The sequence below is a fragment of the Streptomyces sp. NPDC001668 genome, assembly GCF_042893155.1.
GTDB lineage: Bacteria > Actinomycetota > Actinomycetes > Streptomycetales > Streptomycetaceae > Streptomyces.
The window spans coordinates 694,221-716,048 of record NZ_JBIAUQ010000001.1 but is presented as its reverse complement, the minus strand read 5'-3'; the positions used below and the strand labels follow the sequence as shown (position 1 = coordinate 716,048).

At 71.9% G+C, this 21,828-nt stretch carries 19 protein-coding genes and 1 pseudogene; 10 read left to right on the top strand and 10 right to left on the bottom strand.

The annotated features are described in order from the left end of the window. Nucleotides 1–14: 14 nt before the first annotated feature. From ACFYZ8_RS03180 to ACFYZ8_RS03160, 5 genes are all read right to left on the bottom strand, one after another. Nucleotides 15–1,304 (bottom strand): RNA polymerase sigma factor, encoded by a 1,290-nt coding sequence (locus ACFYZ8_RS03180; protein WP_388538665.1) that lies wholly within the window; start codon nt 1,302–1,304, stop codon nt 15–17. A gap of 101 nt (nt 1,305–1,405) precedes the next feature. Beyond that, complete coding sequence (gene dnaG, locus ACFYZ8_RS03175) at nt 1,406–3,313, bottom strand: DNA primase (RefSeq protein ID WP_388538667.1); 1,908 nt, start codon at nt 3,311–3,313, stop codon at nt 1,406–1,408. Nucleotides 3,314–3,342: 29 nt separating this feature from the next. After that, a complete protein-coding gene (locus ACFYZ8_RS03170) occupies nt 3,343–4,608 on the bottom strand; it encodes an FAD-dependent oxidoreductase (protein ID WP_359038313.1) in 1,266 nt (421 codons plus the stop codon). Nucleotides 4,609–4,763: 155 nt separating this feature from the next. Next, nucleotides 4,764–6,005 carry a deoxyguanosinetriphosphate triphosphohydrolase gene (locus ACFYZ8_RS03165; protein ID WP_359038315.1) on the bottom strand — a complete coding sequence of 414 codons (1,242 nt, stop codon included), beginning with the start codon at nt 6,003–6,005 and terminating at the stop codon, nt 4,764–4,766. A 69-nt stretch (nt 6,006–6,074) separates the two neighbouring features. After that, on the bottom strand, nt 6,075–6,854 hold the full coding sequence (locus tag ACFYZ8_RS03160) for a sirohydrochlorin chelatase (protein ID WP_359038317.1): 780 nt from the start codon (nt 6,852–6,854) through the stop codon (nt 6,075–6,077). A gap of 211 nt (nt 6,855–7,065) precedes the next feature. Here ACFYZ8_RS03160 and ACFYZ8_RS03155 point away from each other — a divergent pair, with 211 nt between their 5' ends. The 3 genes from ACFYZ8_RS03155 to ACFYZ8_RS03145 all read left to right on the top strand — a co-directional run bounded on the left by ACFYZ8_RS03155 (nt 7,066) and on the right by ACFYZ8_RS03145 (nt 10,486). Next, nucleotides 7,066–7,752 (top strand): ElyC/SanA/YdcF family protein, encoded by a 687-nt coding sequence (locus ACFYZ8_RS03155; protein ID WP_359038319.1) that lies wholly within the window; start codon nt 7,066–7,068, stop codon nt 7,750–7,752. Nucleotides 7,753–7,875: 123 nt separating this feature from the next. Beyond that, nucleotides 7,876–8,283 carry an SH3 domain-containing protein gene (locus ACFYZ8_RS03150; RefSeq protein WP_359038321.1) on the top strand — a complete coding sequence of 136 codons (408 nt, stop codon included), beginning with the start codon at nt 7,876–7,878 and terminating at the stop codon, nt 8,281–8,283. A 121-nt stretch (nt 8,284–8,404) separates the two neighbouring features. Further along, entirely contained in the window at nt 8,405–10,486 is a 2,082-nt protein-coding gene (locus tag ACFYZ8_RS03145) for a molybdopterin oxidoreductase family protein (protein WP_388538670.1), read from the top strand. A 144-nt stretch (nt 10,487–10,630) separates the two neighbouring features. Here ACFYZ8_RS03145 and ACFYZ8_RS03140 read toward each other — a convergent pair. After that, a pseudogene (locus ACFYZ8_RS03140) lies at nt 10,631–10,825 on the bottom strand (gamma-glutamylcyclotransferase family protein); the annotation flags it as partial. 155 nt (nt 10,826–10,980) lie between these two features. Here ACFYZ8_RS03140 and ACFYZ8_RS03135 point away from each other — a divergent pair. Then, the gene (locus ACFYZ8_RS03135) at nt 10,981–12,636 is read left to right on the top strand and encodes a M4 family metallopeptidase (protein ID WP_388538672.1); all 1,656 of its coding nucleotides are present in this window, start codon (nt 10,981–10,983) and stop codon (nt 12,634–12,636) included. 172 nt (nt 12,637–12,808) lie between these two features. Here ACFYZ8_RS03135 and ACFYZ8_RS03130 read toward each other — a convergent pair whose 3' ends face one another. Both ACFYZ8_RS03130 and ACFYZ8_RS03125 read right to left on the bottom strand, forming a co-directional pair. Then, nucleotides 12,809–13,237, bottom strand: a complete 429-nt coding sequence (locus ACFYZ8_RS03130) for a VOC family protein (protein ID WP_359038372.1) — start codon at nt 13,235–13,237, stop codon at nt 12,809–12,811. A gap of 334 nt (nt 13,238–13,571) precedes the next feature. After that, nucleotides 13,572–14,153, bottom strand: a complete 582-nt coding sequence (locus tag ACFYZ8_RS03125) for an NADPH-dependent FMN reductase (protein WP_388538673.1) — start codon at nt 14,151–14,153, stop codon at nt 13,572–13,574. 277 nt (nt 14,154–14,430) lie between these two features. Here ACFYZ8_RS03125 and ACFYZ8_RS03120 point away from each other — a divergent pair, with 277 nt between their 5' ends. After that, entirely contained in the window at nt 14,431–14,952 is a 522-nt protein-coding gene (locus ACFYZ8_RS03120; RefSeq protein ID WP_359038329.1) for a hypothetical protein, read from the top strand. 112 nt (nt 14,953–15,064) lie between these two features. Next, a complete protein-coding gene (locus ACFYZ8_RS03115; RefSeq protein WP_388538675.1) occupies nt 15,065–15,691 on the top strand; it encodes a class F sortase in 627 nt (208 codons plus the stop codon). Here the strand turns inward: ACFYZ8_RS03115 and cpt are convergent. Further along, entirely contained in the window at nt 15,675–16,220 is a 546-nt protein-coding gene (cpt, locus tag ACFYZ8_RS03110; protein ID WP_388538677.1) for a chloramphenicol phosphotransferase CPT, read from the bottom strand. The genes ACFYZ8_RS03115 and cpt overlap by 17 nt on opposite strands. 15 nt (nt 16,221–16,235) lie before the next feature. Continuing rightward, nucleotides 16,236–17,018: a TSUP family transporter gene (locus tag ACFYZ8_RS03105; protein WP_359038335.1), complete on the bottom strand. Its 783-nt coding sequence runs from the start codon at nt 17,016–17,018 to the stop codon at nt 16,236–16,238. Between the two features lie 189 nt (nt 17,019–17,207). On the opposite strand from ACFYZ8_RS03105, the gene ACFYZ8_RS03100 reads away from it, so the two are divergent. The 4 genes from ACFYZ8_RS03100 to ACFYZ8_RS03085 all read left to right on the top strand — a co-directional run bounded on the left by ACFYZ8_RS03100 (nt 17,208) and on the right by ACFYZ8_RS03085 (nt 21,826). After that, nucleotides 17,208–18,422, top strand: coding sequence for an NAD(P)/FAD-dependent oxidoreductase (locus tag ACFYZ8_RS03100; RefSeq protein WP_388538679.1), 1,215 nt, complete (start codon nt 17,208–17,210; stop codon nt 18,420–18,422). Then, entirely contained in the window at nt 18,422–21,025 is a 2,604-nt protein-coding gene (gene nirB / locus ACFYZ8_RS03095; protein ID WP_359038339.1) for a nitrite reductase large subunit NirB, read from the top strand. The genes ACFYZ8_RS03100 and nirB overlap by 1 nt, the downstream gene beginning before the upstream one ends. Next, nucleotides 21,022–21,372, top strand: a complete 351-nt coding sequence (gene nirD / locus ACFYZ8_RS03090; RefSeq protein ID WP_388538681.1) for a nitrite reductase small subunit NirD — start codon at nt 21,022–21,024, stop codon at nt 21,370–21,372. The genes nirB and nirD overlap by 4 nt, the downstream gene beginning before the upstream one ends. A gap of 121 nt (nt 21,373–21,493) precedes the next feature. After that, nucleotides 21,494–21,826 (top strand): trypco2 family protein, encoded by a 333-nt coding sequence (locus tag ACFYZ8_RS03085; RefSeq protein ID WP_359038343.1) that lies wholly within the window; start codon nt 21,494–21,496, stop codon nt 21,824–21,826. Nucleotides 21,827–21,828 lie beyond the last annotated feature (2 nt).

Here is a 21,828-nt window from a genome sequence, read left to right as displayed (position 1 = left end):
AAACGACCCCTTCCTCAGTCCAGGTATCCCCTCAGCTGGTCCGCGAAGGCGTGATCCCGCAGCTTGTTCAGCGTCTTCGACTCGATCTGCCGTATCCGCTCCCGGGTCACCCCGAAGATCCGCCCGATCTCCTCCAGCGTGCGCGCCCGGCCGTCGGCGAGCCCGTACCGCAGCTGCACGACCTTGCGCTCACGCTCGCCCAGCGTCGACAGCACGGCTTCCAGGTGCTCCCTGAGCAGCAGGAACGCCGCCGACTCGACAGGGCTCGCCGCGTCGCCGTCCTCGATGAGGTCGCCGAGGGCGACGTCGTCCTCCTCGCCGACCGGAGCGTGCAACGACACCGGTTCCTGGGCGAGTCGGAGGACCTCGCTGACCCTTTCCGGGGCGAGATCCAAATGCGCGGCCACTTCCTCCGGCGTCGGCTCGTACCCGCGTTCCTGCAGCATGCGCCGCTGCACGCGGACGACCCGGTTGATCAGTTCGACGACGTGGACCGGGACCCGGATCGTCCGGGCCTGGTCGGCGAGGGCCCGGGACATGGCCTGGCGGATCCACCAGGTGGCGTAGGTGGAGAACTTGTAGCCGCGGGCGTAGTCGAACTTCTCGACCGCCCTGATCAGGCCCAGGTTGCCTTCCTGCACCAGGTCGAGCATGGTCAGCCCGCGGCCGACGTACCGTTTCGCGACGGACACGACGAGCCGCAGGTTCGCCTCGATGAGGCGGCGCTTGGCCATCCGGCCCAGTACGACCAGGCGGTCCAGGTCGAGCGCCAACTGGCTGTCCAGGTCGGGGGTGTTGCTCAGTTTCTCCTCGGCGAACAGGCCGGCCTCGACCCGGCGGGCGAGTTCGACCTCCTCGGCCGCGGTGAGCAGCGGGATGCGGCCGATCTCCCGCAGGTACTGGCGGAACAGGTCGGAGGACGGGCCGCCGGTGTCGACGCGGCCGCGGGGCGGCTCGGGCGGCTCGGCCGGCTCGGTCTCGACGCGCTCGAGGGCTTCCGCGGGCGGGGCGTCCGGCTCCGCCTCGGGGTGGTGCGCGACACGGTTCTGCGGGGGCACCGCGACGAGGACGTCGGTCTCGGCGTCCTGCTCTGCCGTGTCGTCCGTACTGTTCTCGGTCTGGGCGAGGGTCTGGGTCTGCACGGGGGCGACCTCCAGGATGATCGCTGCCAAGGAGGGCGGCAGCGGTACTTCGGGGGCGGAGTCGGCGGCCTCGCCGCTGTCCGTCCCGTACGCGATGAGCGGAACCGCGGGGGTGTGGGACCCGCTGGGGACGGATCGGCCGCGCTCCGAGGACTCAGGCACCGGAACCCAGTGTGGAGTACGACACACAGCCGCCACGAGGGGCGTGCGGTGACTTTTTGCAATCGGGCCGTGACCCGGCGGTTACCGCGCCGTACGGTCCGTCAGAGGGCGGAGGCCCCGTGCTCGCGCAGTGCCTGGCCGTACTGCTGGAGCACCCACAGTTCGTTCTGCACGGCGGCCAGGTGGGCGGGGTCGCCGCCGGTGCCGAGGCGGACCAGGGTGCCCTGGACCTCCTGGATGCGGCGGTCGACGGCACGGCGGCGGACCGTGACGAGCTGATCGCCCGCGTAGTTCTCGTCGACCGTCTTGCGCATGATCGCCTCGACGGCCAGCTCCGTGACCATCGCGCGGACCGCGTCGTCGGGGGCGGCCTCACGGACGCGGACGAGGTAGTCCTGGGAGTCCTGCACGCCGTACTCGGCGCCGCCCGCGTCCATGATGGCCTGGCGTACGGCCGCGTAGGGCGGGGCGGTGAACTCGTCGACGCCATACGCGTCGAAGGCCGGGGAGACCAGCTCGGGGCGCTGGAGGGCGAGCTTGAGCAGCTCGCGCTCGGTGGCGTAGACGGGGTTGCGCAGGGTGAGGGCGGGGCCGGAGACGGCGGGGCGGTGGGCTCCGTCGTACGACGACTGCTGCGGGCCGCGTCCCGAGGGGGCCGGGCCCCTGCCGCCGCGGTCGCGGGCCCAGCGGGCCAGCTGGGCCACCCGCTTGACCACGAACTGGGTGTCGAGGATGCCGAGCATGCCGGCGAGCTGGACGGCGACCTCGTGCTGCGCGCCGCTGTTCTTGATGCGGGCGACGATCGGGGCGGCCTCGTCGAGCGCCGCCGCCCGGCCCGCCGGGGTGTCGAGGTCGTAGCGGACGACGATCTGGCGCAGCGCGAACTCGAAGAGCGGGGTGCGGGGTTCGACCAGGTCGGCCACCGCGTCGTCGCCCTTGGCGAGGCGCAGGTCGCAGGGGTCCATGCCGTCGGGGGCGATGGCGATGTAGGTCTCGGCGGCGAACTTCTGGTCGTCCTCGAAGGCGCGCAGGGCCGCCTTCTGGCCGGCCGCGTCGCCGTCGAAGGTGAAGATCACGCGGGCCGAGCCGTTGTCCATCAGCAGCCGGCGCAGGATCTTGATGTGGTCGCTGCCGAAGGCCGTGCCGCAGGTCGCGATGGCGGTCGTGACGCCCGCGAGGTGGCAGGCCATGACGTCGGTGTAGCCCTCGACGACGACCGCCCGGGACGCCTTGGCGATGTCCTTCTTGGCGAGGTCGATGCCGTAGAGGACCTGGGACTTCTTGTAGATCGCCGTGTCGGGCGTGTTGAGGTACTTGGGGCCGTTGTCCGCCTCGTAGAGCTTGCGCGCGCCGAAGCCGACGACGTCTCCGCCGATGTCGCGGATGGGCCACATCAGGCGGCCGCGGAAGCGGTCGATGGGGCCGCGGCGGCCCTCCTGGGCGAGGCCGGAGAGCAGGATCTCCTTGTCGCTGAAGCCCTTGCCGCGCAGATAGCGGGTGAGGTGGTCCCAGCCCTGGGGGCTGTAGCCGACGGAGAAGTGCGCGGCGGCGGCCTGGTCGAAGCCGCGCTCGGCGAGGAACTGGCGGCCGGTGTCGGCCTCCGGGCTGGTGGCCAGCTGCTCCATGTACCAGTCGGCGGCGATCTTGTGGGCCTCGACCAGGCGGATGCGCTCGCCGCGCTGGTGGGAGGGGTTGTAGCCGCCCTCCTCGTAGCGCAGGGTGATGCCGGCCTGGGCGGCGAGGCGCTCGACCGACTCCGAGAAGGTGAGGTGGTCGACCTTCATCACGAACGTGATGGTGTCGCCGCCCTCCTGGCAGCCGAAGCAGTGGAAGAGGCCCTTGCTCGGACTGACCTGGAAGGACGGCGACTTCTCGTCGTGGAAGGGGCACAGGCCCTTGAGGTTGCCACCGCCCGCGTTGCGCAGCTGGAGGTACTCGGACACCACGGCGTCGATCGGGACCGCGTCCCGTACCGCCTTCACGTCCTCGTCGTTGATCCGTCCTGCCACGCGTGAAGTCTACGGGGAGGTACTGACACCTACGGGACGAGGTTTACGAGGGGAACGTGCGGGTCCGCCAGCGCCTCGGTGTCCACCTGAGCCCCGGACCGGATCAGTGCCTGGATCGGCTCTGTGACGTCCCACACGTTGACGTTCATCCCGGCCAGCACCCGGCCCTGCTTCACCCAGAAGGCGATGAACTCCCGCTTCCCGGCGTCTCCCCGGATCACCACTTCGTCGTACGAGCCGGGGGGCGCCCAGCCGCTGTACTCCATCCCCAGGTCGTACTGGTCGGAGAAGAAGTAGGGCACCCGGTCGTACGTCACCTGGCGGCCCAGCATCGCTCGCGCCGCCGCCGGGCCGCCGTTGAGGGCGTTGGCCCAGTGCTCGACCCGCAGCCGGTTGCCGAAGAGGACGTGGTGGAAGGAGGCCACGTCTCCGGCCGCGTAGATGTCCGGGTCGGAGGTGCGCAGTTGTCCGTCCACGGCGATGCCGCCGCCGTGTGCCCGGTCCGCCAGTTCGAGCCCGGCCGCCTCCGCGAGGGCCACGCGGGGGGCCGCGCCGACCGCCGCGAGGACGTCGTGCGCGGGATGTTCCTCGCCGTCGTCGGTCCGGGCCGCGAGGACCATGCCGTCCTGCCCGACGATCTCCGTCAGTCTCGCCCCGAAGTGGAAGCGGACGCCGTGCTCGCGGTGCAGCTCGGCGAAGACGTTGCCGAGTTCGGGGCCGAGGACCGAGTACAGCGGGGTGGACAGGGGTTCGACGACGGTGACCTCGGCGCCGTACTCCCGGGCCGCGGCCGCGACCTCCAGGCCGATCCAGCCGGCGCCGGCGATCACGAGGTGGCCGTTGTCCCTGCCCAGGGCGGCCAGGACGCCCTTGAGGCGCTCGGCGTGGGCGAGGCGGCGCAGGTGGTGGACACCGGCCAGGTCGGTGCCCGGGATGTCCAGGCGGCGGGGTTCGGCGCCGGTGGCGAGCAGCAGTTTGTCGTAGCGGACGGCGGTGCCGTCCTCGCCGAAGCGGACCGTCTTGGCCGTCCGGTCGATGGCGTCCACGGTCTCGCCGAGGTGCAGCTCGATGTCGTGGCGCGCGTACCAGGCGGGTTCGTGCACGAAGACGGTGTCGCGCTCCTCCTTGCCGAGGAGGTAGCCCTTGGAGAGCGGGGGGCGCTCGTAGGGGTGGTCGCGTTCGTCGCAGATCAGTATCACGCGGCCGGTGAAGCCCTCCGTCCGGAGTGTCTCGGCCGCCTTCGCGCCGGCGAGACCTCCTCCCACGATGACAAAAGTCTGATCCGCGTCGACCACTTGATGCCTCCTCGTAAGGGTGCCGCCACAGGGGAGCGTCCCGCACGGAGTGTGATGGGGGAAGAGGGAGTGGCCCGATCAGGCCACGGAGGGTCACATTCGGACGCTTTTCATGCCACTCCCGTCTCCTGCGCACAACGTGTGTCCCGCAAGCATCACAAATGCCCGGTGAGACGTGCGTGAAGCGAGCGGGCGGACGCGTCGGTGAGGGACGCGATCTGGTCCACGATCACCCGCTTGCGCGCGCGGTCGTCGGGCGCCCGGTCGAACAGCGCGCGGAACTGCGGGTCGAGGCCGTCCGGGGCGCGGGCGGTGAGCGCCTCGGCGAGTTCGGCGACGACGATCCGCTGGTCGGCCCGCAGCCGCTCCTGCTCGGCGCGCTGCATGACGTACCGGTCGGCGACGGCCTTGAGGACCGCGCACTCCAGGCGGGTCTCGTGCGGTACGACGAGTTCGGCGTCGTATCTGGTGAGCCTCCCGGTGCCGTACCGCGCGCGGGTGGCGGCCTCGGCGGACAGGCAGAAGCGGCCGATGAGCTGGCTGGTGGCGTCCTTGAGGCGGGCCTGCGCGACGGCCGAGCCGTCGTAGCCGTGCGGCCACCACTCCTGGTCCTGGAGGCGGTCCAGGGCAGCGGCGAGTTCCGCCGGGTCGGTGTCCTCGGGGACGTACCTGCCGAGGGCGACTTCGAAGACCTCCCGGCGTTCCGGTTCGGCGTGCAGGCAGTTGGGGTCGATGTGGCCCGCGTGCAGGCCGTCCTCGACGTCGTGGACGGAGTAGGCGACGTCGTCGGACCAGTCCATGACCTGGGCCTCGAAGGTGGTGCGGGTGCCGGGGGCCTCCTTGCGGATCCAGTCGAAGACGGGGCGGTCGTCGTCGTAGACGCCGAACTTCCGGGTCTCGCGCGCTCCGCGGGGCCAGGGGTACTTGGTGGCCGCGTCGAGGGTGGCCCTGGTGAGGTTCAGCCCCACCGAGCCCTCCTCGGTGAAGCGTTTGGGCTCGATGCGGGTGAGGAGCCGCAGGGACTGGGCGTTGCCCTCGAAGCCGCCGCAGTCGTCGGCGAATTCGTTCAGGGCCTGTTCGCCGTTGTGGCCGAACGGGGGGTGGCCGAGGTCGTGGGCGAGGCAGGCGGCCTCGACCAGGTCCGGGTCGCAGCCGAGGGCCGCGCCGAGCTCACGGCCGACCTGGGCGCATTCCAGGGAGTGGGTGAGCCGGGTGCGGGGGCTGGCGTCCCCGCCCTGGCTGAGCGTTCCGGGGGTGACGACCTGCGTTTTACCGGCGAGCCTTCGGAGCGCGGCGGAGTGGAGGATGCGGGCGCGGTCGCGCTGGAAGGCGGTGCGGCCGGGGCGCTTGTCGGGTTCTGGGGCCCAGCGTTCGGTTGACTGCGGGTCGTACGGCATGTCTCGACAGTACGGGCAGGCGCTGACAATTCGCCTGAGTGTCTGCCGGGATCCCGCCCCCGGGTGACCTCAGGCGGCCGACGTGGCCTGTGCTGACAGTGCCTGGTCGTAGCGGTGCAGGAGCAGGCTCGCCATCGCGGGGTGGGTGCCCAGCGGGGCCGACGCCAGCCACGGGGCCTTCGCCGCGCACTGGGTGGCGAACAGGCCGGGGGCCGTGAAGTACGAGGCCACCGCCACCCGGTGGCGGCCCCTGGCCGTCAGGGCGCGGATCGCCGTGTCCACCGTCGGGGTCGCGGCGGAGGCGTACGCCGGGACCACCGGGACTCCCAGGCGGGCCGCGAGGAGCTTCGCGGTGCGGCGGGTGTCCACGGCCGAGTCGGGGTCCCGGGAGCCGGCCGCCGCGAGGACCACGGCGCTCGTACGGCGGGTCTCCTCGTCGGCGTCCGTGCGCCAACCCGCCTCCACCAGACGGGCGTACAGGGTCTCCACGAGAAGGGGGTGCGGGCCGAGCGGGGCCGCCACGCGCGTGCGTGCCGGTGAGGCCGCCGCCATCTCGGGGATGTCGCGCTTGACGTGGTAGCCGCGGGAGAGGAGGAGCGGGACCAGGACCGCCTCGGCGCCGCCGAGTTTCGCCAGGGTGTCCGGCAGCAGGGGTTCGTTCAGCTCGATGTGTCCCAGGTGGACCGGCAGCTCGGGGCGCTGTGCGCGGACCTGGTCCAGGAGCGTGTGGACCGTGTTCAGGGTGCGCGGGTCGCGGCTGCCGTGGGCCACGACGACGAGCGCGGGCGGTTCGGGATGCCGCCTGCCGTCGAGCGGTACGAGGCCGAGCTGGCTGCTGATCCGGTTCATGCACCGATGGTGACCGCCTGAGGTTGCCTCCCCGTTTCACGGCAATAACGCGTCCTTTCCGGCGGTTCACCGTGCGGGTCCCGAGCGTGTGAGGAGGCGTGACCTGCGACTTCGCGCCCGAAGGTGAGCCTGGTCACGTGCCGTCGGACGAACCGACCGGCCTGGCGGCGCGTCTTGGCTTGTCGGGAACGACCGGTGAAGGGACCGTCCGATGCGACTGCCGAGGGTCCGCAGACCGCGTCTGCCACGCACGCGTGCCGGGCGGCGCGGGCTCGTGCAGGCCGTGATGGCCGGGTGTGTGCTGGCGCTGCTGCCGTCGACGTGGATGTACGTGGTGACGGCCGACCGGCTGCGGACGACGGCCGACGTTCCGCGTACCGAGGTCGCCGTGGTCTTCGGTGCCGGGCTGTGGGACGGGGAGCCGTCGCCGTATCTCGCCCACCGGCTCGACGCGGCGGCGAAGCTGTACCGGGAGGACCGGATCGAGGTCGTCCTCGTCACCGGCGACAACAGCCGCGAGGACTACGACGAGCCCGACGCCATGCGCGCGTACCTGACCCGGCACGGCGTCCCGGACACGCGGATCGTCAGCGACTACGCGGGCTTCGACACCTGGGACTCCTGCGTCCGTGCCAGGAAGATCTTCGGTGTCCACAAGGCGGTGCTGATCAGCCAGGGGTTCCACATCCGGCGCGCGGTCGCCCTCTGCGAGGCGGCGGGGGTCTCGTCGTACGGCGTCGGCGTCGACGCCAAGCACGACGCCACCTGGTACTACGGCGGCACCCGGGAGATCCTCGCGGCGTCGAAGGCGGCCCTGGACGTGGCGCTCCGGCCGGACCCGCGGTTCCTGGGCCCGAAGGAGCCGGGAGTGGCGGACGCGCTGGCCTCGGCCCGCTGAGCAAGCGGGTGCTCGGCGTCCGCACGCGGTGATGTGGTGAACGGTCCATGACATCCGCCCGCAGGTGGGTGACGGTCGCGCACGATGAGGCACGAGAGTCCGACCGCTACCCAGGGGGAAATCATGCTCTCGTCCGTCAAGCACGCCCTGACCAGGCGTCGCAGGGCAGCCACCGTCGTCGCCACCGCACTGCTCGCCGCGGGTGCCGGGCTGACGTTCGCGCCGTCCGCGAGCGCCGACGTGATCCGGTGTCCGGCCGGTTACGGCAGCGACAGCCAGTCGCTGTGCGCCCATGTCATCAAGATCGACGCCGGCAGCACCCTGACCGTCCGCTCCGGTCCCGGCAGCGGCTACTCCAACGTCGGCAGCCTGCCCAACGGGACGCTCGTCGAGGTGGAGTGCTGGACCTACGGCTCCGCGGTCCACGGCTACACCATCTGGACCCAGCTCTACAGCGCCGGGGCGGCCCGGTACGTCAGCGACTACTACCTCGACACCGGGCACGTGCAGAACTTCCTGCCGCAGTGCTGAGGTGACCGCGGGGGCGCGGCGCGTTCCTCACCGCGGCGGGATGTCACAGGGGAGGTCGCCGTCTTGGGCGCGTAACACGGAGCCGTCCCCGGCGTAACACGGCCGACGCACGCTGAGGAGCATGCAGAACTCCGCGACGCCCACGCACTGCCCGTACTGCGCCCTGCAGTGCGGCATGAACCTCACCCCCGCTCCGGACGGGACCGTCGAGGTGAGCGAGCGCGCGGACTTCCCGGTGAACCGGGGGGCACTGTGCGGCAAGGGCCGTACGGCACCCGCGGTGCTCTCGTCCCGGGTGCGCCTGACCTCCCCGTTGGTGCGCTCCGGGGGCACGCTCGTGCCCGCCACCTGGGACGAGGCACTGGACCGGATCGCCGAGGGGCTGTCCCGCACGCGCACGGAGCATGGCCCGGACGCGTGCGGGGTCTTCGGCGGCGGTGGCCTGACCAACGAGAAGGCGTACACGCTCGGCAAGTTCGCCCGGGTCGTCCTCGGCACCTCGCAGATCGACTACAACGGGCGCTTCTGCATGTCGTCCGCGGCGGCCGGCGGGATGAAGGCCTTCGGCCTGGACCGCGGGCTGCCCTTCCCGCTGGAGGACATCCCGAAGTCCGGCTGTGTGATCCTCGTCGGCTCGAACCTCGCCGAGACCATGCCGCCGTCCTTGCGGTTCTTCACCGAACTCAAGGAGAACGGCGGCACGCTGATCGTCATCGATCCGCGCCGCACCAAGACCGCCGAGCAGGCCGACCTGCACCTCATGCCCCGCCCCGGCACGGACCTCGCCCTCGCGCTCGGGCTGCTGCACCTGGTCGTCGCCGACGGGCTCGTCGACGAGGAGTACGTCCGCGAGCGCACGGTCGGCTGGGAGGACGCGCGCGCCGCCGCGATGGCCCACTGGCCGGAGTACGTGGAGCGGATCACCGGGGTGCCGGTGCCCCAGCTCCGGGAGACCGTACGGATGTTCTGCGAGCCGGAGTCCGCGATGGTGCTCACCGCGCGCGGGCCCGAGCAGCAGTCCAAGGGCACCGACACCGTCAGCGCGTGGATCAACCTGTGCCTGGCGACCGGGCGGGCCGGGCGGCCGTACAGCGGCTACGGCTGTCTGACCGGGCAGGGCAACGGACAGGGCGGGCGCGAACACGGCCAGAAGGCCGACCAGTTGCCCGGCTACCGCAAGCTGGACGACCCGGCGGCGCGGGCGCATGTCGCCGAGGTGTGGGGCGTGGACCCCGACTCGCTGCCCGGACCGGGGCGCAGCGCCTACGAGTTGCTGGACGCGCTCGGTACGGACATCAAGTCGCTGCTGCTGATGGGCTCCAACCCGGTGGTCTCGGCGCCGCGCGCCGCGCACATCGAGGAGCGCATCAAGTCCCTTGACTTCCTTGCCGTCTGTGACGTCGTCCTGTCGGAGACGGCGGCCCTCGCGGACGTGGTCCTGCCGGTCACGCAGTGGGCCGAGGAGACGGGCACGACGACCAACCTGGAGGGGCGGGTGCTGCTGCGCCGGCAGGCGATCACCCCGCCCGACGGCATCCGCAGCGACCTGGAGGTCATGCACGAACTCGCCGACCGCCTCGGGGTGGAGAAGGGCTTCCCGACCGACCCCGAGGAGGCCTTCGAGGAACTGCGCCGGGCGAGCGCGGGCGGGCCTGCCGACTACTCCGGGATCACCTACCGGCGACTGGCCGAGGAGAACGGGGTGTTCTGGCCGTGCCCGACCGAGGACACGGCGGTGCACCCCGGCAGCCCGCGCCTCTTCCTGGACCGCTTCGCCCACCCCGACGGCCGGGCCCGCTTCGTGCCGGTCTCGCACCGGGCGATCGCGGAGGAGCCCGACGAGGAGTACCCGGTCCTGCTGACGACCGGCCGGGTCGTGGCGCAGTACCAGTCCGGCGCGCAGACCCGCCGCGTGGACGAACTGAACGCCGCCGCGCCGGGGCCGTTCGTGGAGCTGCACCCGCGGCTCGCGGAGCGCCTGGGAGCGGCCGAGGGCGACCCGGTGGCCGTGGTCTCGCGGCGCGGGCGGGCCGTGGCACCGGCCCGCATCACGCTCGGCATCCGTCCCGACACCGTGTTCATGCCCTTCCACTGGTACGGCGAGGGCCGCGCCAACACCCTCACCAACCCGGCACTGGACCCGACGTCACGGATGCCGGAGTTCAAGGCGTGCGCGGTGCGGGTGGAGGCGGTGGAGCGGTAGGGCCTGCCGGCCGTTGGACCGGGCCGGCTGTGAGGTGTGGGGCTTTTCAGCCGACCCGGGCGGGGCGTGGGGGTCGCCGGCACGAGCCGAGCCGGGAGTGGGGGCGTGCGTGCGGCTGCGCGGCGGAGGCGGTGCAGACTCCGCTCACCTGAACAGCCAGTCGCCGCTCTCGATGAGCTTGCCGCGGGCGCGCAGGCGGGCGGCGACGGGACGCGCCGCCAGGTAGACCCAGGCGCGCACGGGCGTGCCGTCGGCCGTGCGGATCACCTCGCGGGCGACCCGTTCGTACAGGTTGCGCGGGTCTCCTGGGCGGTACTCCTCCAACTTGTCCAGGGACGAAGAACGGGAGTCTCGCAGGGGTTACAGAAACGATTCTCTCCCCACACATCCCTGCACGTGACGCGGTATGGACACGGCTTGTCATGGCCTCTTAAATCATCGTCAACGTCCGCGCCACCCCCACGCGCCCCATTGGCGCCTTTCAGAGGAGACCGATGAGTCGGATACGGCCGTACGTCCGAGGTGCCCGTTCCCGTCGTCTCGCCACCGCCGGAGTGGCCGCCACCGCCGCCACCCTGCTCGCCACCGCCCTCTCCCCCGCCGCCGGCGCGGTGGACAGACCGAACAGGGCCACCGCACTCGACCACGCCGCCTCCGTCCTGGCCGACCGGGCCTCGGCGCTGGGGCTCACCTCCGCCCAGGGCACCAAGGTCCGTGACGTGATCGTCGACGCCGACGGCACGCAGCACGTCCGCTACGACCGTACGTACCACCAACTGCCCGTGCTGGGCGGTGACTTCGTGCTGCACCTGGCGCCGGACGGCGCGTACCGCGGCTCCTCGCGGGCCACCGAGCGCGCGATATCCCTGCCGAGCGTCACCCCGGCCCTGTCCGCCCCGAAGGCGGCCGACCTCGCGGCGAACGCGCTGAAGGCGGCCAACCTGGGCGAGACGCTGAAGAAGCTGACCGCCAAGCCGCGCCTGGTCGTCGACGCCCTGCACGGGGCGCCCAAGCTGGCCTGGCAGACCGACGCCGCCGCACAGGACTCGCTCGGCAACCCGGTCGCCCGCACGGTCCTCACGGACGCCCGCACGGGTGCGCAGATCGACGCGTGGGACAGCATCGAGCAGGCCGCCGGCGACGGCAAGTCGCTGTACAGCGGCACGGTTTCGCTGGAGACGACCCAGTCGGGATCGACGTACCAGCTCAAGGACGCGACGCGCGGGAACACCTACACCGGCGACGCGGCCAACAAGACCGACCTGTGCTTCCTGACCATCTGCCTCAGCCGGGCGCCCGCGACCCTGTTCACCGACGCCGACAACCACTGGGGCACGGGGGCGAGTTCGGACCGGGCCACGGCGGCGGTGGACGCGCAGTACGGCACCGACGTCACCTGGGACTACTACAAGAAGGTCCACGGACGGAACGGCATCGGCGGGGACGGCAAGGGCTCCTACAACCGCGTCCACTACGGCAACAACTACAACAACGCGTTCTGGGACGACAGTTGCTTCTGCATGACGTACGGCGACGGTGACGGGACGCAGCTCGGTCCGCTGGTGTCGCTGGACGTGGCCGGCCACGAGATGTCCCACGGCGTGACGTCGAAGACGGCGGCGCTGACCTACTCGGGCGAGTCGGGCGGGCTCAACGAGGCGACCTCCGACATCTTCGGCACGCTGGTGGAGTTCTACGCGGCCAACTCCTCGGACACCGGGGACTATCTGATCGGCGAGAAGATCGTCCGCTCCGGCTTCGGACGGGACGCCCTGCGCTACATGGACAAGCCCTCCAAGGACGGCGCCTCCGCCGACTCCTGGAGCAGTTCGGTCGGCAACCTCGACGTCCACTACTCCTCCGGCGTCGCGAACCACTTCGCGTACCTGCTGGCGGAGGGCAGCGGACCCAAGACCATCAACGGCGTCAGCTACAACTCCCCCACCTCCAACGGCTCCACGGTCACCGGGATCGGGCGGGACAAGCTGGGCGCCATCTGGTACCGGGCGCTGACGGTCTACATGACGTCCTCGACGAACTACGCGGGGGCGCGGACGGCCACACTGAACGCGGCGAAGGACCTGTACGGCGCGGGCAGCGCCGAGTACAACGCGGTGGCGGCGGCTTGGAGCGCGGTGAACGTGAACTGACGTTCCTGTGCGGTGAGTTGTGGTGCGGCCGCCTCGGGTTTCCGGGGCGGCCGTACGCACCGTGCCGGCGTCCACGTTCGGCCTGGTGGGCGACCTGCCGGGCGTCGTCGCCACCCCGGATGCGGGCTGCGTGTGCCGTACGCCATGACCTCACCGCGGCCGGACCGCGCATTCAGCCGAAGTCCGGCAGTGTCACCGTGCCGTCCTCCGCCAGCGGGAAGCCCGGGTTGTACGCCACCTCCCAGGCGTGGCCGTCCGGGTCCGTGAAGGCGCTGGAGTAGAAGCCGATGTCGTTCACCGCGGCCGGTTTGGTGATGGTGCCGCCCGCCTCGGCCACCTTCGCGAGGAGGGCGTCGACCTCCGCCTGCGAGCGGACGTTGTGGGCGAGGGCGATCCCGCCGAAGCCGTGTGCCGGGGCCGGCTCCAGGCCGCAGTCCCTCGCGAGTTTCTCCCGGCTCCACAGGACCAGGCCGAGACCGCCCGCCTGGAAGAAGACCGTCTCCGCGACCTCCTGGCCGCGCCAGCCCAGCGCCTCGTAGAAGGCCTTGGATCGGGCGAGGTCGGAGACGCCCAGTGTGATCAGGGTGATGCGCTGTTCCATGCCCATCGCCTCACGGTAGCGGTCCCCCGGCCGGGGCGTCCGAGAGGTTGTCCGGAGGAGATCAGGGTCAGGGGCGGGGACTGCTGCGCCGGCTGTCATGAGCGGTTGGCGACGGTCCAGGGGCCGCCCTGCGGGTACGGTGCATGGTCATCCGCGAACGCCGTCGTGGCCGGTCGCGCAGTTCCCCGCGCCCCCAAAAGCCCCACCGCCGTACCGCCAGGACGCGCGCCCCCCTCACGCGCGCCCAAAAGCCCCACCCACCGTACGACCAGGACGCGCGCCCCCCTCACGCGCGCCCAAAAGCCCCACCCGCCGTACGGCCAGGACCCGCGCCCTACCCGCCGTAAGGCCTGGACGCCCGGCCCTCCCTCAGGGTGTTCCCCCACCACACCAACTGGTCCAGCATCACCTTCGCCGCCGCCTCCGGGCCCGACGGGTCCTTCAGGCGGCCGTCTGCGAAGGAGCCGCCCGCGTTGTGGAAGCTCACCGTGTCCCGGACCGTCACGGCGTGGAGTTCGGCGAAGACCTGGCGGAGGTGTTCCACGGCTCGCAGGCCGCCCGAGATGCCGCCGTAGGAGACGAGGGCCACCGGCTTGGCCTGCCATTCGGTGAAGTGCCAGTCGATCAGGTTCTTCAGGGCGGCCGGGAAGGAGTGGTTGTACTCGGGGGTGAGGACCACGAAGGCGTCCGCCGAGGCGAGTTCGGGGGTCACCGAGGAGAGGGCGGCGGCGGCCTCCTCGGTGCGGGCGAAGGTCGTGGGCAACTGGACGTCGGCCACGTCCACGACGGCCGGGACCAGGTCGTCGCGGTCGCGCAGGCGGTCGAGGAGCCAGTCGGCGACGACGGGGCCGAAGCGGCCGTGGCGGTTGCTGCCGATGACCAGGGTGACATGGAGAGGCGCGGTGTCTGTCTGCATGCGGGACAGCCTGATACCTCGACCAAGGTTGAGGTCAAGCGCGGACCGCGGCGGTCGGGTCACCCGTTCACACGCGCGCCCTCGGCTCTTCGGGTTCTCTTCCACAAGCCGGCCCCCGTACGGCGGTGACCTGCTGAAACTCCGGCCGACCGGCCCCGGGGGACAGCGATCTGACACCCGTTCACCGTATTTCTGACGCACCCTCAGGAAGCGGACCGGGCGCACTGCCACTTACCTCGAAGGCACAGGGACCCACCCGAGAGCCCGAAGGAGCACCATGCGCCCCACCGTCCGCCTGCTGACCGGCAGTGCGCTCGCCGTCGCCGCCGCGGGTCTCGTCTGTGCGCCCGCGTACGCCGGGGACACGGACGGGCTCGAGGTGTTCCCGTCCCCCGTGGTGCCGGGTGGGCAGGTCACCGTGAACACGGCGGCGTGCGGAGACGGCGGTACGGCGGCGGGGGACGCCAGCGCGGTGGGCGCGGGCGTCTTCACGCTGGCGCCCAGCACGCACGAGGGTGACGCGATCGGGCAGTTCCGGGTGCCGCCGAGCGCGCAGCCGGGGACGTACGAGATCGCCGCGACCTGCGCGGAGGGCGGCCGCCGGGTGACCGGTGACCTGGTGGTGACGCTGACCTCGCAGCGGCAGCCGGTGCACCCGCGAGGAAGTGTGAAGACGGGGGTCGGTGGCGCCCTTGGCCCCGACCCCGTGCAGACCGCGGCCGGCGTGGCGGCTCTCGCCGTCGCCGCCGCGGGCGGTACCTGGCTCCTGCATCGCCGGGCGAGAGGCGACGGGATCTGACGGACACCCTCCGCCGTCCGTCCGCCGGTACCGCATGTCCCCTCCCCCTCCGGGTCCGACGCCCCTCGCGGCCCGGAGGGGGAAGGGCAGGCCAGCCGTAGAGGAGCCTCCTGTGCGCAACCGCAGCTTCGGCAACACCGCCATAGCGGGCGTCACCCTGGTCGCCCTGTGCACCGGCGCGTGGCTGCTGCGCAGCGGCACCGAGACGCACGCCCCGCCGCAGCCGTCCGCCGCCCAGGCGCACGCGGGACGGGACAGCGGGCGGGCCGCCGCGCCCGCGCTGCCGCCGTCCCCGCCCGACCGCGTGCGCATCCCCTCGATCCACGTGGACGCGCCGCTGACGCCCCTCGCCCTGACCGCGAGCGGCAGCCTCGATGTGCCGCCGGCCACGCGGAAGAACCTCGCCGGCTGGTACGAGGCCGGCACCGTCCCCGGTGAGACGGGCACCGCGATCGTCGCCGGGCATGTCGACAACGCCGAGGGACCCGCCGTCTTCTACGCCCTCGGCGCGCTGCGCAGGGGCAGCGCGATCGAGGTGGACCGGCGCGACGGAAGCGTCGCGGTGTTCACGGTGGACGCGGTCGAGGTGTACGACGCGAAGGACTTCCCCGACGAGAAGGTCTACGGGGCCGCGAAGAGGCCCGAGCTGCGGGTGATCACCTGCGGCGGGGGCTACTCCCGCGCGACCGGTTACCGGGGCAACGTGGTGGTGTTCGCGCACCTCACCGGGGACCGCTGACGACCGCCTCGGCGATGGCGCGCGCGCAGTCCGGGGACGCGGCGCGGGTGGTGTCGACCTCGATGTCATAGACCACGCCCTCGTGGACGGTCTCCGCCTGCTTCTCGGCCATCCCGCGGACCCGGTCGCCCCGGGCGATCTCGCGCTCCGCGGCGACGGCGGCCTCGCAGCGCACACCGACCCACAGGACGTCGAGTCCGGCCAGGGCGCCCCGCCAGCGTTCCTGGGAGTGCGGGCCGCCGAGGAAGACATCGTCGACGACGACCCGGGCGCCCGCGCGGACGGTCTCGGCGAGGCCCGCCATCCAGGCCGCCTCCAGCCGCATGAAGTCCGCCCCCACGCTCACCCCGCCGTCCGCCGCGATCTCCAGGCCCGCGTCCGACGCCTGGAGGGCCGGGGGCATCGAGTCGACGAAGTCGTCGATGCTGAAAGCGAGCCACGGCTCGGGCAGCACGGCCTGGAGGCAGCGGGCGATCCCCGTCTTGCCGGAGCTGGAGCCGCCGTTGAGCACGATCACCTGAGTCGTCACGGCGTCACGCTAGCGTCAGGCGACCCACTGTTCGTACGCAATATTCGTGACCAGCGCGAAGACGACGGTCAGCAGCACGACCCGCACGAACCCGCTGCCCCTCTTCAGGGCGGTGCGCGCGCCCAGCATGCCGCCCGCGAGGTTGAACAGGGCCATCACGGCGGCGAGCCGCCACAGGACGGTGCCCTGCCAGGCGAACATCGCGAGGGCGCCCGCGTTGGTACAGCAGTTGACGATCTTGGCGGTGGCCGAGGCGGTCACCAGGTCCAGGTGGAGGACCGCGGTGAGGGCGAGGACGAGGAACGTACCGGTGCCGGGGCCGATCAGACCGTCGTAGAAGCCGATGCCGAGGCCCGCGAGGCCGATCGCGGCGAGGGTCCGACGGCGGGAGACCGGGCCGGTCGCGGGGGCGGTGCCGAAGGCGGGGCGCAGGATGACGAAGGCGCCGACACCGAGCAGTACGACCATGATCAGCGGCTTGAGCACCTCCGTGCTCATCCCCGCCGCGAGGAAGGCGCCGGCCGAGGACCCGGTGACGGCCGCGATCCCGATGCGGACGGCGAGGCGTACATCGACGGGGGCCTTGCGGGCGTAGGTCACCGCGGCGCCCGAGGTGCCGACGATGGCGACCGCCTTGTTGGTGCCGAGCGCGTACGCGGCCGGGGTGCCGGACGGCAGACCGAGCAGCAGGACCGGCAGCAGCAGGAGCCCTCCGCCACCGACCACCGCGTCGATCCAGCCGGCCGCGAGGGCGGAGACGCACAGGACGACCAGCATGGTCAGCGATATGTCGGGCATGATCGCGACCCTAGACGACCGAGGCGACCTCACCGGAGCGGGTTTCCGGGCGTGCAGCCTCCTCACACCCCGCCCCCGGCGCCCACTCCCAACCCTCACACTCACCCCCGTCCCCTGCTGAGGGCAGCGTTCCTCGCGGGAAACAGAGGTGATGCGGTCGGGTAACACCCGCAACGCACGCTCCTAGACATGACCTCGAATACGCGTGTGGTGGTGATCGGCGCCGGGCTCGCGGGCGTCCGGCTCGCCCGGCGGCTCGGAGAGCTCGGCACGCCCGTGACGCTCATCGGCGAGGAGGAGCACCGCCCGTACAACCGGGTGCTCCTCGCCGAGGTGCTGGCGGGACGGTACACCCCGGACGTGATCGCGCTCCCGGCACCGGCCGCGCTGACCCGCGCCCGGGTCTCCGGCATCGACCGCGGGGCGCGGACCGTCGAGTGCGCGGACGGTTCGAAGATCGCATACGACACGCTGGTCCTGGCCACCGGCTCCAACCCGGTACTGCCGCCGCTGCGCGGTCTGTTCACCCCCGACCACGAGCTGCCGGAGGGCGTCCACGCCTTCCGCACGATGGACGACTGCCTGGGGCTTTCCGAGGCGGTCCGGCCGGGAGTGAAGGCGGTCGTGATCGGCGGCGGGCTCCTCGGGGTGTCGGCGGCCCGCGCGCTCGCCCAGCGTGGCGCCCAGGTCGTGCTCGCCCAGCAGTCCGAGCGGCTGATGGAGCGCCAGCTCGACCCGAGCGCCTCCAAGCTGGTCCGGCGCCACCTCGTGGAGCTCGGTGTCGAGGTCCACACCGATCTGCGCGTGCGGGACGTGCGCTGCGTCGGCGGCGCGGTCCGCTCGGTCGAGATGGCCGACGGATACGCCCTCGACGCCCAGATCGTGGTCCTGGCCTGCGGGGTCCACCCCCGTGTCGGCCTCGCGCAGACCGCGGGCCTGGACGTGCGCAAGGGCATCGTCGTGGACGACGAACTGCGCACCTCCGACCCGTACATCCACGCCATCGGCGACTGCGCCCAGCACGACGGCACCGTCTACGGCCTCGCCACCCCGGCCCTGGAACAGGCCGACGTGCTGGCCGAGTTGCTGGCCGGGCGGGCGAACGCCCGCTACACCGGCACCCGTTCGCTGACCCGGCTCACGCTCGCCGGGCAGACCGCCTTCGACCTGGCCGCGTTCGGCGAGACCGAGGCGCTCCCGGGCGACGACGTCGTCCAGCTCACGGACGCCACCCGCGGCACCTACCGCAAGGTCGTCGTCCGCGACGACCGCCTGGTCGGCGGGGTTCTCGTCGGCGAACTCGGCACCGTCGGCGCGCTCGCCCGCGCCTGGGAGGGAGCAGAGCCGCTCCCCTCCGACGGCGGCCCGCTGCTCCACCTGCTCACCAACGATGGAGGCTCCTGATGACCGCCACCCCGGAGGCCATGGAGGCCACCCCCACGATCGTGCTCGTCGGCCACGGCATGGTCGGCCAGCGCTTCCTTGAGGCGCTCGCCGAGCGCGGCCTGACCGCCACGCACCGCGTGGTCGTGCTGTGCGAGGAGCCGCGTCCCGCCTACGACCGCGTCGCGCTGACCTCGTACTTCTCGGGCAAGACGCCCGAGGAACTGTCCATGACGGACATGGAGTTCATCGAGACGCACGGCATCGAGCTGTACGTCGGCGACCCGGCCGTGACGATCGACCGCTCCGCGAAGAAGGTCACGGCCCGCTCCGGCCAGGTCTTCGACTACGAGACCCTCGTCCTCGCCACCGGCTCGTACCCCTTCGTGCCGCCGGTCCCGAACAAGGACGCCCAGGGCTGCTTCGTCTACCGCACGATCGAGGACCTCCTCGCCATCGAGGAGTACGCGAAGACCCGCACCACCGGTGCCGTGGTCGGCGGCGGTCTGCTCGGGCTGGAGGCGGCCGGCGCGCTGAAGGGGCTCGGACTCACCTCCCACATCGTGGAGTTCGCGCCGCGGCTGATGCCGGTGCAGGTCGACGAGGGCGGTGGCGCGGCGCTGCTGCGCACCATCGAGGAGATGGGGCTCTCCGTCCACACGGGCGTCGGCACGCAGGAGATCGTGGTCGACGAGGCCGGTGCCGTCACCGGTATGAAGCTCTCCGACGGCTCCGAACTCGCCACCGACCTGGTGGTGTTCAGCGCCGGTGTCCGCCCCCGCGACCAGCTGGCCCGCGACTGCGGCCTCACGGTCGGCGAGCGCGGCGGCATCACGGTCGACGAGCAGTGCCGTACGGTCTCCGACCCGCACGTCTTCGCCATCGGCGAGTGCGCGCTGGCCGCCGACGGCCGGGTGTACGGCCTGGTGGCCCCCGGTTACGAGCAGGCCGAGACGGCGGCGGCGACCATCGCCTCCGACGAGGCGGCCTTCCTCGGCGCCGACCTGTCCACCAAGCTGAAGCTGCTCGGCGTGGACGTGGCGTCCTTCGGTGACGCGCACGGCGCGACCGAGGACTGCCTGGACGTCGTCTACTCGGACTCCCGCGCGGGTCTGTACAAGAAGCTGGTCATCGGCCGCGACGGCACGCTGCTCGGCGGCATCCTGGTCGGCGACGCGGAGGCGTACGGCACGCTGAAGGCGTTCACCGGTTCGGTCCCGCCGGTCAAGCCCGAGTCGCTGGTGCTGCCGGCCGGTGCCGGTGAGTCCGTCCAGCTCGGCCCGACCGCGCTGCCGGACGACGCGATCATCTGCTCCTGCAACAACGTCCGCAAGGGCACGATCCGCGGAGCGGTCACCGAGCACAACTGCACGACCGTGCCCGAGGTGAAGAAGTGCACCAAGGCCGGTACGACCTGCGGCAGTTGCGTCAAGGTGCTCGGCCAGCTGGTCACCGCGGAGCTGGAGGCGTCCGGCGTCGAGGTCGACAAGGGCCTGTGCGGCTGCTTCTCGCAGACCCGCGAGGAGCTCTACGAGATCGTCCTCGCCCTGCGCATCAACACCTACCAGGACCTCCTGGACCGCTACGGCCGCGACGGCGCCAAGGGCGGCGACGGCTGCGAGATCTGCAAGCCGGCGGTCGGCTCGATCATCGCCTCCCTCGCCCCGACGATCGGCGCGAGCGGCTACGTCCTGGACGGCGAGCAGGCCGCCCTCCAGGACTCCAACGACCACTTCCTCGCCAACATCCAGAAGAACGGCTCCTACTCGGTCGTCCCGCGCATCCCCGGCGGTGAGATCACCCCCGAGGGCCTCATCGTGATCGGCGAGATCGCCCGCGACTTCGGCCTCTACACGAAGATCACCGGCGGCCAGCGGATCGACATGTTCGGCGCGCGGGTCGAGCAACTGCCTCTCATCTGGACCCGGTTGGTGGACGCGGGCTTCGAGTCCGGCCACGCCTACGGCAAGTCGCTGCGCACGGTGAAGTCCTGCGTCGGCCAGACCTGGTGCCGCTACGGCGTCCAGGACTCGGTCCGCATGGCGATCGACCTGGAGCTGCGCTACCGGGGCCTGCGCTCCCCGCACAAGCTCAAGTCGGCGGTGTCCGGCTGCGCCCGCGAGTGCGCCGAGGCCCAGTCGAAGGACTTCGGCGTGATCGCCACCTCCAACGGCTGGAACCTCTACGTCGGCGGCAACGGCGGCGCGACCCCGCGCCACGCGGACCTGCTCGCCCAGGACCTCAGCGACGCCGAACTGGTCAAGCTCATCGACCGGTTCCTGATGTTCTACATCCGCACCGCGGACCGCCTGGAGCGCACCTCCACCTGGCTGGAGCGCATCCCCGGCGGCCTGGACCACGTCCGTGACGTGGTCGTCGAGGACTCCCTCGGCATCTGCGAGGAGCTGGAGTCCCTGATGGCGGCCCACGTGGCGCACTACGCCGACGAGTGGGCCACCACCATCAACGACCCCGAGAAGCTCGCCCGGTTCGTGTCCTTCGTGAACGCCCCCGACACCCCCGACCCGGTCGTCGGCTTCGTCCCCGAGCGCGACCAGATCAAGCCCGACCTGCCGCTGCTGACCATCGGCCACCGACCCCTGGAAGGAAGCGCCCAGCGATGACCCTGGCACCCGAGACCACCGATCTGAAGGTCGAACTCCAGCTGAACGGCGACTGGCTCGCGGTCTGCGAGCTGGCCCGCCTGCTCCCCGGGCGGGGAGTCGCGGCCCTGCTGCCCGACGGCCGCCAGGCGGCCCTGTTCCGCGACCGCGCGGGCAACCTCTACGCCATCGACAACCGCGACCCCTTCGGCGGCGCGGCGGTCCTCTCCCGCGGCCTGACCGGCACCCACCAGGGCCGCCCGTTCGTGGCCTCACCGCTCCTGAAGCAGCGGTTCGACCTGGAGACCGGGCAGTGCCTGGACGACGAGTCGGTGCGGATCGCGACGTACGAGGTGCGGGCGCGGTGAGGTTGAGCGGACGGGCGTAGCGGGCGAGCCCCTCCCCTCGTTCCCCTTCCGGGGTGCGCCACTTCTCGCGGCGAGATAGGTTACGGCCGAGGCGCGAGTGCCGGATGGGGAACGGGGGACAGTGAGCGACAGGATTGAGCTTGCCGAGGTGGTCGGGGCCGTGCGTGACGGTCTGGTGGAGGCCGCGCGCCGGGGTGCCGGCCAGGGGCTCCGCTTCGAACTCGGTGAGATCCAGATGGAGTTCATGGTCGAGGTGCGCCGCGACGCCCGGGCGAAGGGCGGCGTCAAGGCGTGGGTCGTCGACGCGGGCGCGGAGGCCGGGGTGTCCAGGGCCCAGACGCACAAGGTCGCCTTCACTCTGAAACCCAGGGACACGGCGACGGGCCAGGACTGGCTCATCGCCGCCGACGACGAAGGCGATGTGAGCGGCTTCTCCGCCGCGGCCCGGGACTGATC